General features: G+C 60.2%; 14 protein-coding genes and 1 pseudogene. 9 read left to right on the top strand and 6 right to left on the bottom strand.

Annotated features, from left to right (window positions below):
* The first annotated feature begins 1 nt into the window (after nucleotide 1).
* Nucleotides 2–1,189 carry an efflux RND transporter periplasmic adaptor subunit gene (locus tag CTP10_RS33780; RefSeq protein ID WP_116323469.1) on the top strand — a complete coding sequence of 396 codons (1,188 nt, stop codon included), beginning with the start codon at nucleotides 2–4 and terminating at the stop codon, nucleotides 1,187–1,189.
* 3 nt (nucleotides 1,190–1,192) lie between these two features.
* Here the strand turns inward: CTP10_RS33780 and CTP10_RS33775 are convergent, their stop codons facing one another.
* Complete coding sequence (locus CTP10_RS33775; RefSeq protein WP_233528444.1) at nucleotides 1,193–2,314, bottom strand: M24 family metallopeptidase; 1,122 nt, start codon at nucleotides 2,312–2,314, stop codon at nucleotides 1,193–1,195.
* 226 nt (nucleotides 2,315–2,540) lie between these two features.
* Complete coding sequence (locus CTP10_RS33770) at nucleotides 2,541–3,071, bottom strand: hypothetical protein (RefSeq protein ID WP_116323468.1); 531 nt, start codon at nucleotides 3,069–3,071, stop codon at nucleotides 2,541–2,543.
* 429 nt (nucleotides 3,072–3,500) lie between these two features.
* Here CTP10_RS33770 and CTP10_RS41410 point away from each other — a divergent pair, with 429 nt between their 5' ends.
* Nucleotides 3,501–3,788, top strand: coding sequence for a methionine adenosyltransferase (locus CTP10_RS41410; RefSeq protein ID WP_367395124.1), 288 nt, complete (start codon nucleotides 3,501–3,503; stop codon nucleotides 3,786–3,788).
* Between the two features lie 223 nt (nucleotides 3,789–4,011).
* On the opposite strand, the gene CTP10_RS33765 is transcribed toward CTP10_RS41410, so the two are convergent.
* A complete protein-coding gene (locus CTP10_RS33765) occupies nucleotides 4,012–4,341 on the bottom strand; it encodes a hypothetical protein (RefSeq protein WP_116323465.1) in 330 nt (109 codons plus the stop codon).
* A 170-nt stretch (nucleotides 4,342–4,511) separates the two neighbouring features.
* Between CTP10_RS33765 and CTP10_RS33760 the strand changes: the two are divergent.
* A pseudogene (locus CTP10_RS33760) lies at nucleotides 4,512–5,650 on the top strand (IS3 family transposase); the annotation flags it as partial.
* A 381-nt stretch (nucleotides 5,651–6,031) separates the two neighbouring features.
* Here CTP10_RS33760 and CTP10_RS33755 read toward each other — a convergent pair.
* From CTP10_RS33755 to CTP10_RS33745, 3 genes are read right to left on the bottom strand one after another with little or no spacing between them, the layout of a single operon-like run.
* Complete coding sequence (locus CTP10_RS33755; RefSeq protein WP_022534825.1) at nucleotides 6,032–6,463, bottom strand: DUF6691 family protein; 432 nt, start codon at nucleotides 6,461–6,463, stop codon at nucleotides 6,032–6,034.
* A 1-nt stretch (nucleotide 6,464) separates the two neighbouring features.
* Nucleotides 6,465–6,899 (bottom strand): YeeE/YedE family protein, encoded by a 435-nt coding sequence (locus CTP10_RS33750; RefSeq protein WP_116323768.1) that lies wholly within the window; start codon nucleotides 6,897–6,899, stop codon nucleotides 6,465–6,467.
* Nucleotides 6,893–7,231 (bottom strand): ArsR/SmtB family transcription factor, encoded by a 339-nt coding sequence (locus CTP10_RS33745; protein ID WP_022534827.1) that lies wholly within the window; start codon nucleotides 7,229–7,231, stop codon nucleotides 6,893–6,895. The genes CTP10_RS33750 and CTP10_RS33745 overlap by 7 nt, the downstream gene beginning before the upstream one ends.
* A gap of 84 nt (nucleotides 7,232–7,315) precedes the next feature.
* Here CTP10_RS33745 and CTP10_RS33740 point away from each other — a divergent pair, with 84 nt between their 5' ends.
* From CTP10_RS33740 to CTP10_RS33715, 6 genes are all read left to right on the top strand, one after another.
* Nucleotides 7,316–8,176 (top strand): MBL fold metallo-hydrolase, encoded by an 861-nt coding sequence (locus CTP10_RS33740; protein WP_116323769.1) that lies wholly within the window; start codon nucleotides 7,316–7,318, stop codon nucleotides 8,174–8,176.
* Nucleotides 8,177–8,425: 249 nt separating this feature from the next.
* Nucleotides 8,426–8,911, top strand: coding sequence for a hypothetical protein (locus tag CTP10_RS33735; RefSeq protein ID WP_116323770.1), 486 nt, complete (start codon nucleotides 8,426–8,428; stop codon nucleotides 8,909–8,911).
* A 1,015-nt stretch (nucleotides 8,912–9,926) separates the two neighbouring features.
* Nucleotides 9,927–10,421 carry a hypothetical protein gene (locus CTP10_RS33730; protein WP_116323772.1) on the top strand — a complete coding sequence of 165 codons (495 nt, stop codon included), beginning with the start codon at nucleotides 9,927–9,929 and terminating at the stop codon, nucleotides 10,419–10,421.
* Nucleotides 10,422–10,938: 517 nt separating this feature from the next.
* Entirely contained in the window at nucleotides 10,939–11,799 is an 861-nt protein-coding gene (locus CTP10_RS33725; RefSeq protein WP_116323773.1) for a c-type cytochrome, read from the top strand.
* A gap of 311 nt (nucleotides 11,800–12,110) precedes the next feature.
* On the top strand, nucleotides 12,111–12,578 hold the full coding sequence (locus CTP10_RS33720; RefSeq protein WP_116323774.1) for a (2Fe-2S)-binding protein: 468 nt from the start codon (nucleotides 12,111–12,113) through the stop codon (nucleotides 12,576–12,578).
* Nucleotides 12,575–14,890: a xanthine dehydrogenase family protein molybdopterin-binding subunit gene (locus tag CTP10_RS33715; RefSeq protein ID WP_116323775.1), complete on the top strand. Its 2,316-nt coding sequence runs from the start codon at nucleotides 12,575–12,577 to the stop codon at nucleotides 14,888–14,890. Before CTP10_RS33720 ends, CTP10_RS33715 begins: the two co-directional genes overlap by 4 nt.
* Nucleotides 14,891–14,916 lie beyond the last annotated feature (26 nt).

Below are 14,916 nucleotides of genomic sequence, written 5' to 3'. Positions count from 1 at the left end.
CATGCGCCTGTCGGGCGGTACGGCCGCCATCGTCCTCGCCGCCATCGGGCTGATCGCTGGATCCGCCTACCTACTAACGCCAGCCCCGTTGGTGGTTGACACGGTGCAGGCCGTGCGCGGCCCGCTCGAGGTCACAACCAGCGAGGAGGGCGAGACCCGAAGCAAGGAGCGCTTTGTCGTGACGGCGCCGGTCAGCGGCAGACTGATGCGCATCGGACTGCGTGAAGGTGATCTGGTCGAGGCCGGGCAGGTCCTCGCCGAACTGGCGCCATTGCCGCTGAGTGCGCAGGAGCAGGAAGAGGTGCGGGCCAGGGTGGCCGCCGCGCGGGCGATGCATCGGGAGGCGCTGGAACGGGTCCGGCACGCTGCCGAGGACTATGCGCAAGCCCAGCGCGAGCGGCAGCGGATCGACCGCCTGGTGCGCGAGCGCTTCCTGTCGCCGCAAGCGGGCGAGCAAGCCGCCAATCTTGGCATTACCGCGGGCAATGAACTGGCAGCGGCGCAGGCACGGGCCAGCGCCGCGCTGGAGGAGGTCCGGGTGGCCGAGGCCGGCATGCTGGCATTGCGCGAGCTCAAGGGCGGGTCCCCTTCCATGATCGCGGTGACGGCCCCTGTCGCAGGGGCCGTGCTGGAACTGCCCGAACGCAGTGAACGGATCGTGAGCGCAGGCACGCCGTTGCTGACGCTCGGCGATCCGCACGACCTGGAGATCGTGGCGGCACTGCTGTCCACCGAAGCGGTGAAGGTGCAAGCGGGGATGCCTGTGCATATTGACGGCTGGGGCGGCGAAGCGCAGGTCCGCGGTATCGTGCGGCGGGTCGAGCCGCATGCCTTCACCAAGATCTCGGTCCTCGGCATCGAGGAAAAACGGACCAATGTGATTATTGACGTGATCGAACCGCCTGCACAGCTTGGCGATGGCTTTCGGGTGATCGCCAGGATCCGCCTATGGCGGGCAGAGATTGCGCTCAAGATCCCGGTCAGTTCGATCTTCCGGTGCGACACGGCGTCATGGTGCGTGTTCTCGGTCGTGAATGGCCGCGCGGCACGGCGCGAAGTGCGAATCGGTCACAGGAATGCGGAGGAGGCCGAATTGCTTGACCCGCTGCCCGACGGCCTCCAGTTGATCCGCTATCCATCGAATAACCTGGCGGACGGCCAGCGCGTGATCGAACGCAGCATTCCGTAGCCTTCAGTTAATGAGCTTCGGATAGCATGTCAGGGGAACCGGACCTTCTTCGCTTACCCAAATCGTGTCCTCGACCCGTACACCGTAGTCTTCGCGATAGATGCCGCAGTTTCCGACGCCGAGTACCATACCCGCCATCACATGATCGATTTTTTGCTCGCCATGGACAACTGCGTGACCGCCGGGGATGGGCGCTTCTTCATGTTCGATCCCGATACCATGGAACACAGGGCGTAGGAACTTATCCCCATAACCTTCGTGTTCGAGCGAGGCGGCCATCGCACCGTCAATGCCCATCAGTTCCGCCCCGGGGACTGCCGCGGCAATTCCACGCTCCTGCGCCATAACGTAGGCTCTCAATGCGTTCGCCGCGTCAGTAGCTATCGGCTCGACAAGAAAAGTCCTGCATAGGTCTGCAGTGTATCCGTCCACAACTGGAGCAACGTGGACCTGAACGACTTCTCCGGGTGCGATGGTTTTCAGGGATGCAGGACCGTGAGCCATCGCCGCTCTCCAGCCGGAGGCGACATACGTTACCGATGCCCATCCCTCGGCGCCAGCCTTTCGCATGGCGAATTCTGCTTCACCGGCGATCTCGATTTCCCGAATCCCCGACCGCAGCGCACGCGAAACCGCATCCATCCCCAAGTCTGCTACTTTGGCAGCAGCCTTTATGCTTGCCATTTCGGCCACGCCCTTCAACATGCGGAGTTGCGAAACAATGGGTGTAGCGGATACGACATGGGCTTTCGGTAGGATGTGGGCAACAAAGACTTCATATAAGGCGGCGTCGAAAAAATTCTTCTCGATGGCTATCGTGGCCTGTGTAAGGTCGAGTTCCTTTAATACATCGCGGAAGCCGTGGAACATCTCGACTTCGCTCTGGAAAGAGCGAAGCTCGGTTGCGACGGAAGTGCGACGAATGCTGGCCAGATCACAAGCCGGCACGGCAACAACACAATGTAGCGTGCGAGTCAGCAGCGCCAGGGCGCAAGGTCGACCGTCGCCAGTGAAATATGCAAGGTTTGCCGGTTTCATCAGCAGCAGCGCGTCGACGTCCTCCTGCTCCATCAAAGCCGCGGCGCGCTGCCAACGGGCCGCATAGTCGAATACCGGCTTGTCCATGATGTGACCCTCACTTCGGGCATACCCGCACGCTTCGGCGCCGGCGACGCTACGCCGAAAGATTCGCAGGCGCTTGCTCCATTCTGCTGCAGCGGAACTGCCGTCGCAAGCGCGCACGAATACGTCCACTTACCCGCCGAGGAGGTCCTGGTCTGATCCGGACGGCAAGTGGCTGGCAGGTCTCCGGTCCGACGGGATTGTTCCGCACGAGGGCCAGACCTTACGGCTACTTACCCATCATCCTTCCTGGCGCCATCGTTCCACCCATGCCCGGACCCATGCCCGGACCCATGACTTGGTCGTTGGCCATCGTCTGCATCATTTCCTGCATGAACGCCATGTGACTACCCGCCATATCGTGGCACATCTGCATTTGATTTGATGGGGCGTTTCCCTTGGCGACTCCTTTGCCAGGAGCCATACCACCAGGGCCGCCCATTTTCACCATGTCCTTTTGCATGATGGCCATTGCATCTTGCATGACCTGATGGCGTTCAACCAAGAGGGCCTGGCGCTCTTCCGGCGTTTTGGCCCGCGAAAGCCGCTCTCTGATGGCACGCAGGTGGGCAACCTGGGCGTCCAGCCTTGCATCGCTGGAAACGCCGGGGGCTACGACCGGAGGCTTATCTTGCCGTTTTTCAGGATGGTGCTGCTCATGCTCCGTGCCGGTAGCCGGCGACGCCGGGAAAGCTGCTGGCGCCCAAGCGAGCACGGTGGCGGCAGTGATAAGGGTAGAGAGGCGATGGTTGGTGGACATGGGAGATCCTCCTATGAAAACATGCAGTTCCTAGTCCAAGGTATGCGGCAGTCAGGGATTTGAGTTGATTGGGATCAACGAAGCGATGGGTGTACCGGGTGTTTAGTCCCATCGATGTGCCGGTCTGCGCGCCGGTGCAATCTGCGCAGACCATTTTGCTGATGCCCTCAGCAGCAATGCTCCGGTGTGCCAGGAAACGGTTGGCCAGGAACAAATCCGGGGGCGGAATACCTAGAATTTGACTATGATGGCGGCAAGTCAGGGAGATCCGTGCAGAGCGCCACAAAATTTCGTTCCATCCGTACCCGAAGGATCGTCACGGTGCGTGAGTCGACAGAGATGGTCGAGCACAAAGGCGTCGGACCCCGAACTTCCCGCCGGTAAGGCTGAGCAGATCGTCGAGGAAGCCATCCGCTAATACCTCGAGACGTGCCTTGGGGCGATTGGCGGCACAATTCAGATATAGCCCATATTTCGCCCGTCGGCGCCAGCCCTGCGGCGGATTGCTTGTTCCTCTGCTACGCCACTACCAACGACACTTCGTTCGGCGTTGGCTCCGCCTCGTTCTCCCCTGTGGTCGTGGCGGTTCTTTCAGCGTCCCGTGTTTCGCGCGATAGCGTCTACCGGGGCGCTTTCAAGGCAGCAGGCATGGATTTCAAGATCATGGGGAGCCCGGCGAGTCCCACCAGGCCCCCCGGGAAACCGTTGAAGAAGTGACCCACCTCAGCGGCGAACGAGCACTACCGGAAGCCTGCTTTGGCCGACAAGTCCTTCGGCGACACTGCCCAGCAGTATTCGACGCATGCCATGGCACGATCTTCCTGTACATGACGCGTCCCCTGCTTCGGGAATGGCGAACTATCACCTTCTTGCATCACCGCAGACGTCGCGAGCGCGCGCCGAAGCGCGCGAGCTCACGCCAGATAGTAAAAGGCGGCAATTAGCAGCGCCCCGGAAACGCGACGCCTCCGAGAGCAATGACCGCGACGGCCATCGGATGCCTTTGCAGCAGCGCGAGACCCAAAATGACGAATGCCAGCACGTCCAGCAGGCTATGGGTGATCCAGTAATGCCCAGTGGCTGCCTTCATCCAGGCGAGTACAGTTTGCTCGTTTGTCTCCTTGAGTATCACCAGTAATGCGCTGAGCACCGAGGTGATGCCTAGCGACAACCCGAAGGATGTAGTCAGCTTGCCCAGCCTGACTTCACCTTGCTCATTTAGACGAACGCCGCTTTGCGTGGTGGCGCCCGACCAGACGGTTCCAGTCATTTCTTGCCCCTCTCTCAGCTGACACTCGCAAGAATGATCCAGATCAAAGGAGTGTTTGACTACGGAAGCATCACAAGAGAGGCAAAGGAACAGCGCTCTCCCGCTTTCCCGATTGGAGATGACCCGTTTTTTCGGACAGCACCTATCTTGAACCAAAGGAGGTGCTCACCATGGCTAAACATCACATGCCGTATGCCGCGGCCTTCCGGCAGCAAATGGTTGACCTGGTCCATGCAGGTCGTCGACCGGAGGATCTGGCCAAGGAGTTCGAGCCCACGGCTCAGACCATCTACGGCTGGGTCGCCCAGGCCGAACGTGACGCAGGCACACGTCATGACGGCCTGACCAGTGCCGAGCACCAGGAACTCACGCGGCTACGCCGTGAGAACCGGCAGCTCAAAATGGAGAGGGAGATATTGGCAAAAGCCGCGGCCTGGTTTGCCCGGGAGACCGACTCGCTGCCCGACAAGGGTACGAATTCATGAAGGCGAACCAGGCTCGCTATCCGTTGTCCACCATGGCCCGGCTGCTTGAGGTCTCGCGCAGTGGCTTCCATGCGTGGAACGGGCGCTGCCCCAGCCCCCGTGTCGTGCGCGACAAGCTGCTGCTGGTGCAGATCCGCGCGATCCACTCCCGCTCCTATGGCACCTATGGCGTGCCCCGCATACACGCAGCGCTGCTGCGTCAGGGGATCCGGGTGGGGCGCAAGCGCGTGGCCAGACTGATGCGTGAGGCCGGGCTGCGCGGGGCATGCCGGCCTCACTTCATCTGCACGACGCGCCGCGCAGCGTGGGCCAGACCCGCTGCCGATCTGGTGCAGCGGCACTTCCGTGCCGAGGCCCCCAACCAGTTGTGGGTTGCCGATGCGACATACATTCCGACCAGGGCCGGCTTTTACTATCTCGCTGTCGTCCTCGACGTGTACAGCCGACGCATCGTGGGCTGGGCCATGGGCAACCACCTCCGCACTGCGCTGATGCTGCAGGCGCTGGACATGGCCCTGGCACAACGTCGTCCCACCGAGGTGATCCATCATTCGGATCAAGGCTGCCAATACACGTCTGTGGCGTTTGGCCAGCGCTGCCGGGAGGCCGGGGTGCGGCCGTCCATGGGCTCGGTCGGCGATGCCTACGACAACGCGATGTGCGAGGCCTTCTTCGCCACGCTCGAATGTGAGCTGCTCAACCGTTCGCACTTCGCGACGCACGACGACGCCCGGCGCGGACTCTTCACCTGGATCGAAGGCTGGTACAACCCACATCGCCTGCACAGTGCGCTCGGATATCGCTCCCCGCAGGAATTTGAACAGCTACCGCCCGGGATCAGACATCCGTCGCTACACCGGGCCTACACTGCCCCATCACAAGGAGACAACCCATCGAACTAAGATTCCAATGCAAATCTGTTCGATAAAACGGAGTAACCCCAGATCCCATATGGGTGGTGGGCCCGGTGCGGATCCCTGCGCCCGGTTCGACCAAAATCACCGGTGGTGCGCGTGCGCTTTAACAATTATCACGGGAGCGGCGGATGGTGCTTCGGGAATGAGGGCGCATATCGGTATGGTCGCGAACGGGTCTCGTGCCAAAAGTCATCGGCACGGCGGGAAATGTGCACGACACTTTGCCGGCTGGTACACGGCTGCATGTGGGGGCGACGTACGTGGACATCGCTGCCAATGCTGGCGTGCCTACGCGCGTTGCATGCTTGATTTGGCGCGCTCCGCGACCTCGAACACGAGCATGCCAGCAACCATTGCCGCCACAAAGCCAATGGCCTTCGGATAGCCAGCGCCCAGGGCAACCAGCGCGGGACCAGGGCAGAAGCCGGCCAGACCCCAGCCGACGCCGAAAGCGGCGCTGCCCAGTACCAGCCGTAGCGTTACGGTCGTGCTTGCCGGCAGTTGCACAGGCAGCCCCAGGAAGGAGTGCTTGCGGTGTTTGGCAATGAGGAAGGCGAGCGAGCCAATGGCAATGGCACCGACCATCACCAAAGCGAGGGAGGGGTCCCAGGGTCCTGCAAGGTCAAGAAAGCCCAGCACCTTGGCCGGGTTGGCCATGCCGGAGACCATCAGGCCAATACCGAATAGCAGGCCTGCGAGGAGTGCGGTAATGGCGGTCATATCAGCCTCCAATCAGGTGCCGTTGCACGAAGACAGTCAAGAATCCCGCCACCATGAAGGTCAGGGTGGCGACCAGCGAGCGGATGGAACCGCGCGAGATGCCGCACACGCCATGGCCGCTGGTGCAGCCGCTGGCGTAGCGAGTGCCAAGGCCTACCAGGAAGCCGGCGACCAGGATTTCGCCCCAGCTTGCCTGGATATCCGCAATGGCCGGCTTGCCGAGCAGGCTCGCAATGACAGGAGCGCCAACCAGGCCGGCGAGGAAGGTCAGGCGCCAAGGCATGTCGTTGCGGGGCAGGCTGAGCAGGCCGCCGAAGATGCCGCTGATGCCGGCAATGCGGCCGTTGAACAGCACCAGCACGGCGGCCGCCGCGCCGATGATGAGTCCGCCGACCAACGACAGGCCGGGGGTGAAGTTAGCTAGGTCAATCAGCATGTCGCGTCCTCTGATGTATCGGCACAGAACTGTTGATAAAGCACGGCCATGACGGCAAGCGCCTGAGGGCTTGCCACCGAATAGAAGATGTTCTTGCCGTCGCGGCGCGTCGCCACCAGACCGCTTTCACGGAGCACAGCGAGTTGCTGGGACAGCGTCGGCTGCCGGATGCCGAGCTGTTCCTCCAGTTCACCGACAGACAACTCGCCTTGGGACAGGCGGCACATCAGCAGCAGGCGGTCCGGATTGGCAAGCACCTTGAGCAAGGCGCAGGCGTTCGCTGCGGCAGCTTGCATGGTGGCGAGGTCGATGGTGGGGTGGGGCTGATCCATAGGTCGTCTACACTTTGCTTGTTAATATTATATTTGATAATAGAATGTATGTGAATAGAATGTACTGCACCCAAGGAGGCGAGCATGCATCCGACTATCCAGCCGTTCTTCGACCCTGCGACCTTTACTGTGACGTACGTGGTCTTTCAGGAGGGGCGCTCCGAGTGCGCCATCATCGACTCAGTGCTGGACTACGAGCCCAAGGCGGGACGGACATCGACGGCAAGCGCTGATAAGGTCGTTGCGTTTGTGCGCGCGCATGAACTGCGAGTCGAGTGGATTCTCGAGACGCACGCGCATGCCGACCACCTGTCTGCCGCGCCGTACCTGAAGCGACACCTGGGTGGCCAGATAGCAATAGGCCAGAACATCCGCAACGTACAGGGGGTCTTCAAGAAGCTCTTCAACCTGGGGCCTGAGTTCCGGCTCGACGGGTCGCAGTTCGACCACCTGTTTGACGACGGAGCGACGTTTGCCATCGGCGGCCTGACCGGCAGGGCGATTCATGTGCCAGGACATACACCCGCTGACATGGCTTACCAGATTGGGGACGCGGTCTTTGTCGGCGATACGCTGTTCATGCCGGACGTCGGCACGGCTCGCTGCGATTTCCCGGGCGGCGACGCGCACGAGTTGTATCGCTCCATCCGCAAGCTGCTGGACCTGCCGAGCAATACACGGCTCTTCATGTGTCACGACTATCCGCCCGAGGGGCGCGAGCCTGCATGGGAAACGACGGTGCGCGCTCAGCGCGAAGGCAACATCCAAGTGCATGACGGCGTGAACGAGGAACAGTTCGTGGCCATGCGCCAGGCGCGCGATGCGACGCTGGCGATGCCCACGCTGCTGCTGCCGTCGGTGCAAGTCAATATCCGAGCCGGGGAGTTGCCGCCGCCCGATGCGAATGGCGTTCGCTATCTAAAAATCCCTCTTAACGTCATCTGAGTCAGGTTAGTGACCGACCTTACCGATGCGTGGCGGATGAGAGCTGGGCCTCGATTGGCGTGGACCAGTCCGCGTTGAGGCAGGCTGTTTTCAATTGTTGTCTTGCATCAACTCTCTTCACCTGAGGAGCATTATCTTTTGGATAGGAGAAGGGACGGGCAAACGCATATGTTTGTTTTTCCTGACTTCGAATCAGTAGCCTTGAGACTGACCGTCGACTGGGGTAGAAAGGCCAATAGGAGAGGCACGATGAAGAAGGAACTCATAGGGGCAGCATTATCCGCAATCATGCTTTGCGTAACTCCTGCGCTAGCTCAACAAAGTAAACCTGCTGCCAAGAGTGCTCCAGCGAAACAGGAGCAACCCAACGTCGCCGAGTTCGACAAGCAGGCGGCGCAGGTTCAGGAAAACATGCGGAAGATGCAGGAGCAGATGGACAAAATCCGCCAAACGCAGGACCCGCAAGAGCGCCAGAAGTTACTTCAGGAACACTGGACGGCCATGCAGAGTACGATGGGCATGATGCACGGCATGTGGGGGCCTGGGATGATGGGCGGGCACATGAGGGGCGGGCACATGATGGGGTGGGGACAGATGGGCGGCTACTATTCGAAGCTCACCCCTGAGCAAATGAAGCAGCGGCAGTACATGACGGACCAGTACATGGGCATGCAGCAGATGATGATGAACCACATGATGATGCACCAGAACTGGATGCAGCCGCGCCAACCTTGAGGACTGCCGCGGGCGATTACGCTTTCATTTCTGCAAATGACCGGCCGCCAGCATCTCGCCACTGCGGCAAACGGGGGCATTGTCGCTGCCCTGATTGGGTCAGAGCTTGGCGCGACCCTGTTTCGGGTTGACGGCGTCAGTCCGCAGGCCGAAGGCTGGCTCGCCGTGTTTGCAGGCACCCTGGTCATATCCTGCACCTGGCAATGGTTGGGCACGGCAAGGCAATAGCCCGCGAGATTGGCTCGTGCAGGTGCCCGAGAAGAATGCTCTCTGCCCCTGGGGTTACCCCGTTTTATCGAACAGATTTGCATTGGAATTTTAGTTCGATGGGTTGCCTCCTTGTGATGGGGCAGTGTAGGCCCGGTGTAGCGACGGATGCCTGATCCCGGGCGGTAGCTGTTCAAATTCCCGCACGAGCGCCTTCTCAATTGCATCGCGCGCCGCAGGCAACGCGACTATCCTTCGAGGCTTGCCTGTTTTTGCTTGGTAGCACAGACCGACCTCAACGGCGCGGTGTCACCTACAGAACTGCCGCAAGCGGCAATTGAGGGCAATCCGGCAACCAACGCAGCCACTCGAAGCATTGCAGTCAAGGCCAGTTTTGGCGTGCTGGCTATCAGCTTCGCGACACGGGCAAGACGGTCACCGATGAATCCTTGGTCGCTGCCGCCCACGCATCGCTTTATGACGCCAAGAAGTCCGGACGCAACACGATCAGGGTTAAGGAATGGTCGGATGAATCAGCCATTCGGAGGATGAATATGACAGGATCTGCGAGATATGATGTCAGCGGCGTGGCTTGAATGTGGATGTGGTTAACGACAAAGTGGGGAGCACCTTCCCCATGTTCCGTGGGGGCGGACAAGGGTTGCCACGTACCTGATTACATACTTAAATCTGATCGTAGTGTTGTGAAAGTCAGGCGGGGGAAGCAACGAAGCAGGGGGTCCTTGGTCAAGTTGGCGGCTAAGCACCGCAGAAGGCCAAGGAATCCAATAAGCGGACGGGGAGCAGCATGACGGACAACAAGGAGCCAAGCCCAGTGTGGCCGCCTCTGCATGACCAAGTCGAGTACACAGGTTGGCAGGACACTATTGCAGCCGCAGACCTTGCAATAGGGGAAGCGACCCGCATTCAGCGCGGCGTCCAGGACAATCTGAAGCTCCATCAACAGGTACGACAACTCCGAGAAGAGCTAGAGAAGGCGTATGCTGATCTGGCCCGCTACTGTCAGACGCATGCAAGAGCCGTGACCAACCTGCGCCAGCTCGAACGCGAGACTACAACGCAGATCAGCACACTGCAAGCACAGGCCGACAGTCTGCTGCTTCGTCATCGCATCTACAAACTGATGACGGATCACTACGCGCTAGCGGCCTTGGGCTTGGATCGGACGACGCTGGTCACGCATCGTAATCGGGTGGCGCAGCATGTCCTGTTTCAGAAAAAAAAGGGAATCCCAGTTTCTGAAATCGGCTTGGGTGACGTGGGACTAGAAATTCTACAGTGATTCTCCTAAAAAGCTCACCTGCAACGGGCGCTGACTGCAGCTAATGTCAGCGGAGCAGTTCGCTGCCTGTCGGACAGCTTTCCGAATTCGCCGAACTGGACGCTGCTATTGGAGTGCTGAAGGCAATCAGCCCGTTGGTATCATACAGTTACAACGGCTCGCAAACCTAATCGGATTCTTGGCCGTCGAGCATACCTTATTGATTTTCTGAGATTTTTGTTCACCTTGGCTTGACGTATCGTGTTTGGCCCGCGGGAGGCGCACCGGAGGTCCGAGTGAACTCCGCAGGTTCGAATTGCAGGCGTTTTTCACATACAGCTGCGCCGTGCACGAACTAACCGGGCGACGACGACGCACAATGATGAAGCTGGGTTTATACATCCAATCACCGGTGATACATTCGCCATTTTACGAAACATGATCCCCTGTTTGGGGGATTCCATTCAGGCGGGAATTGGTGATACACGAGTAGAGGCTCGCAGCGCGGGTTAGCTATCGCCTATAGGCAGGGGTAATCATGGGGACGTTCTTCCAAGTGGCCACAGGCGTGCTTCTGATGGCTCAAATTGGTACAAGCAGCGGCCAAGATGAAGCGCGCATCGCGCGGGGCAAATACCTAATGGAGGGCGTGGTGGCTTGCGGCAATTGCCATATCGCTCGAGGTGAGAAGGGCGAGCCGATTTTCTCCAAGGGCCTGTCTGGAGGCATGGTCTTCGATGAGCCCCCGTTTAAGGCCTTCGCGCCAAACATCACGCCAGACCCTGAGACAGGGATCGGCAAATGGACTGATGCTCAGCTCGGCAAGGCGATCCGCGAAGGCATTCGGCCGGACGGGAGCATCATCGGTCCGCCTATGCCCATCGAGTTCTACCGGCGTATATCTGACGCCGATTTGGAAGCGATCATTGCGTATTTGAGGGTGCAGCCACCCGTGAAGAACGCCGTCGAGAAGTCCAAGTACAACATCCCATTGCCGCCGAACTACGGCCAGACCGTGAAAGACATTCGTGCTCCGTCCCCTAAGGAAACGATCAAGTACGGGGAGTACCTCGCCAATATCGGGCATTGCATGGAATGTCACACGCCGCGCGATGAGAAGGGAATGCTGCGACTCACGCGTCTAGGCGCCGGTGGCCAAGTGTTCAAAGGACCTTGGGGCGAAAGTGTTGCGCGAAATCTGACTCCGCATGAGAGCGGCCTAAAGGGTTGGACCAATTCGGAGATCGCCCTAGCCATTCGCGGCACAGACAAGAACGGCGTTCACTACAAACCGCCCATGGCGTTCGATTGGTACAAAAACATCAACGCCGCCGACATGAACGCGCTGATCGCCTACCTTGGATCGCTCAAACCACAGCCATTCGCCGGCAGAGAGTAGCCCCTCCTCGCAGGTCCACTCGAGGAGCTTCTGTGGAGATATATTGATGAGGCAAACTTCCCAATGGTTAGGGGAAGGGCTGATTTAATCTGTGTGCCAGCATCGACGAGTGGCTTGGAAACGCAGTGATGTAGGTATTTGAATATGGCAGATAAGGCGCTTTCGCAGACTTCAAGCCAAAGCGAGCTGTTGAACCCGGCGGTTATGGGCTGGACAGTCAGTACCCTTGGTCGCATTGGCCGTCCACTCATGGTGTCAGGTGCGGCGCTGCATCGCAGAGTTCCTCATCGTCGAATAGGAGTCGTAGTTGCATGCTGAACCTAGAAGTCAACGGCCAGTCGCACGTGGTCGACTTACCAGGCGAAACCCCACTACTGTGGACACTTCGGGATGAGCTGGGAATGTCAGGAACCAAGTTCGGTTGCGGGGCAGGGCTTTGTGGCGCCTGTACGGTGCATCTGGATGGCACGCCCGTGCGTTCCTGCATCACGCCCATCTCGGCAGTCGAGGGAAAGACGATATGGACGATCGAAGGCCTCGGGCAGGCCGAGATTGGCGCCGCACTGCAGGCAGCCTGGATTGCGCTGGGTGTCCCCCAGTGTGGCTACTGCCAGTGCGGGCAACTGATGTCGGCTGCGGCGCTGCTTGCCGAGCATCCACGGCCCAGTGATGAGCAGATCGACCAGGCGATGAGTGGAAACCTTTGCCGGTGTGGCACCTATAGCCGTATCCACGCCGCGATCAAAAGGGCTGCCGCAGCGCTGCGAGGTAAGGCATGAGCGCAACACGGAAAGAAGCTGTCCAGTACGCCAGCAGCGCTGCATCGATTTCGCGTCGGCAATGGTTGAAGATGGCTTTAGCATCTGGCCTGGCAATTGCGGTGTCGCTGGAAGGTGTAGTGATAGCCCGACGATTTAGATCAGGCAAGTTCGGCGGCGATGGCATGGCAGGGGGGCTGGTGGATAGCCCTCTCATCTTTGTTTCGATCACCCCGGACGGCGTAGTGTCCGTGGTCTGCCATAGATCAGAGATGGGGCAGGGGGTGCGCTCCAGCATCCCTCTCATCGTAGCCGAGGAGCTTGAGGCCGATTTGACCCGTGTTCGGGTAGTACAGGCGGACGGCGATGAGCAGCGCTACGGCAACCAGAATACCGACGGCTCGCGTAGCATCCGGCATTGGCTGATGCCTGGGCGTCGCGTTGGGGCAGCGGCAAGGAGAATGCTGGAAGTTGCTGCGGCAGCGCGCTGGAATGTGCCGATTGCCGACGTGCGCGCGCGCAATCACATGCTCGTGCATGTGCCGACTGGCCGGACGCTGGGTTTTGGTGATGTCGCTGCCGACGCCATGCGGCAGCCGGTTCCGGCGGCCAGCGAACTCACACTCAAGTCGGATGCCCAGTTCCGCTATATCGGCAAAGAGAATACCTGGCTGATCGACGGCCACGATATGGTACATGGACGCGCGGCCTATGGCATCGACACTCGCCTTGAAGGAATGGTCTACGCCGTGGTGGCCCGGCCTCCGGTGTTGGGTGGAAGGGTGAAGCGCTACGATGCTACCAGGGCGCTGCAGGTGGCAGGCGTTCTGCGCGTGATAGAAATCGAGCCAAGTCCGCCACCGGCCGGTTTCAATCCTCTTGGTGGAATCGCGGTCATCGCCCGCAATACCTGGGCGGCCATGAAAGGTCGGGAAGCGCTTGTGCTGGAATGGGATGACGGCCGCAACGCCGCCTATGACTCCGAGGCCTACAAGAGTACGCTCGAGAAGGCCGCACGTGCGCCCGCGAAGGTCATGCGCAATGACGGCGACACCACGCAGGCATTGGCACAGGCGAATCGGCGCGTGGAGGCCGAGTACTATCTCCCTCACCTGGCGCATGCCAGTATGGAGCCTCCGGTTGCAACGGCCCGGATTGTGGATGGTAAATGCGAGGTGTGGGCTCCTGTACAGGCACCACAATCGGCTCGCGACGCCGTCGCTGCGCGGCTGGCAATGAAGAAGGATCAGGTCGCCGTACATGTGACGCTGCTCGGTGGAGGTTTCGGTCGCAAATCCAAGCCCGATTTTGCTGTCGAAGCCGCTCTGTTGTCGCAAGCCATGGGCGGTAAGCCGGTCAAGCTGCAATGGACCCGCGAGGACGATATTCACCATGACTACTTCCATGCCGTGGCTCTTGAGCGGTTCGAAGCCGCACTGGGCGAAGACGGCAAGCCGGTGGCCTGGCTGCACCGCTCTTCGGCGCCAACCATAGGGTCAACGTTCACGGCCGGACAGAAGGGGCTAAGCCCAGGGGAGATGGGGCAAAGCGCAATCAACATTCCCTTCCAGATTCCGAATATTCGCATCGAGACCACCGAGGTGGATGCGCATACGCGTATCGGCTGGTTTCGATCCGTGTCCAACATTCCCCACGCCTTCGGGGTTCAATCCTTCGTTGCGGAACTTGCCGCCGCCGCCGGGCGGGATCATAAGGACTATTTGCTGGAGTTGATCGGTCCGGCACGACGGATTTCGCCACGCGAGCTTTCCGACGATACCAACTACGGCGAGGACCCCGAGCGCTATCCCTTCGACACGGGGCGCCTGCGTGGCGTGATCGAGATGGCGGCGAAAGCCGCCCGTTGGGGCCGCACGACACCGGAGGGAAGGGGCATCGGTATTGCAGCGTCCTATTCGTTCATGAGCTATACCGCTGCCGTAATCGAAGTCACCGTCGATAAAAGGGGCGCGCTGCGTATCGAGAGCGTCGACATGGCGATCGATTGCGGCCCGCAGGTGAATCCGGACCGCATCCGCTCGCAACTGGAAGGCGCCTGCATCATGGGGTTGAGCCTGGCTTTGTACGGCGAAATTGGCTTCAAGCACGGGCGGGCCGTGCAGTCCAATTTCCACAACTACCAGGTGTTACGGCACCATGAAACTCCGCGGTCGCTGCGCGTTCACCTTGCGCCGCCGGATATGTCGGTGGCGCCGGGTGGCGTCGGGGAGCCGGGCCTTCCTCCCATTGCACCTGCACTATGCAATGCAATTTTTGCTGCAACTGGACGACGAATCCGGAATCTGCCAATTGGGCAGCAGCTTTCGGCCTAGCTGCTAAGCGCCAAACGGGACCGCCG

It is taken from the genome of Cupriavidus sp. P-10 (assembly GCF_003402535.2).
GTDB lineage: Bacteria > Pseudomonadota > Gammaproteobacteria > Burkholderiales > Burkholderiaceae > Cupriavidus.
Note: the sequence above shows the minus strand (reverse complement) of the source record. Positions and strands in the feature narration are given on the sequence as shown.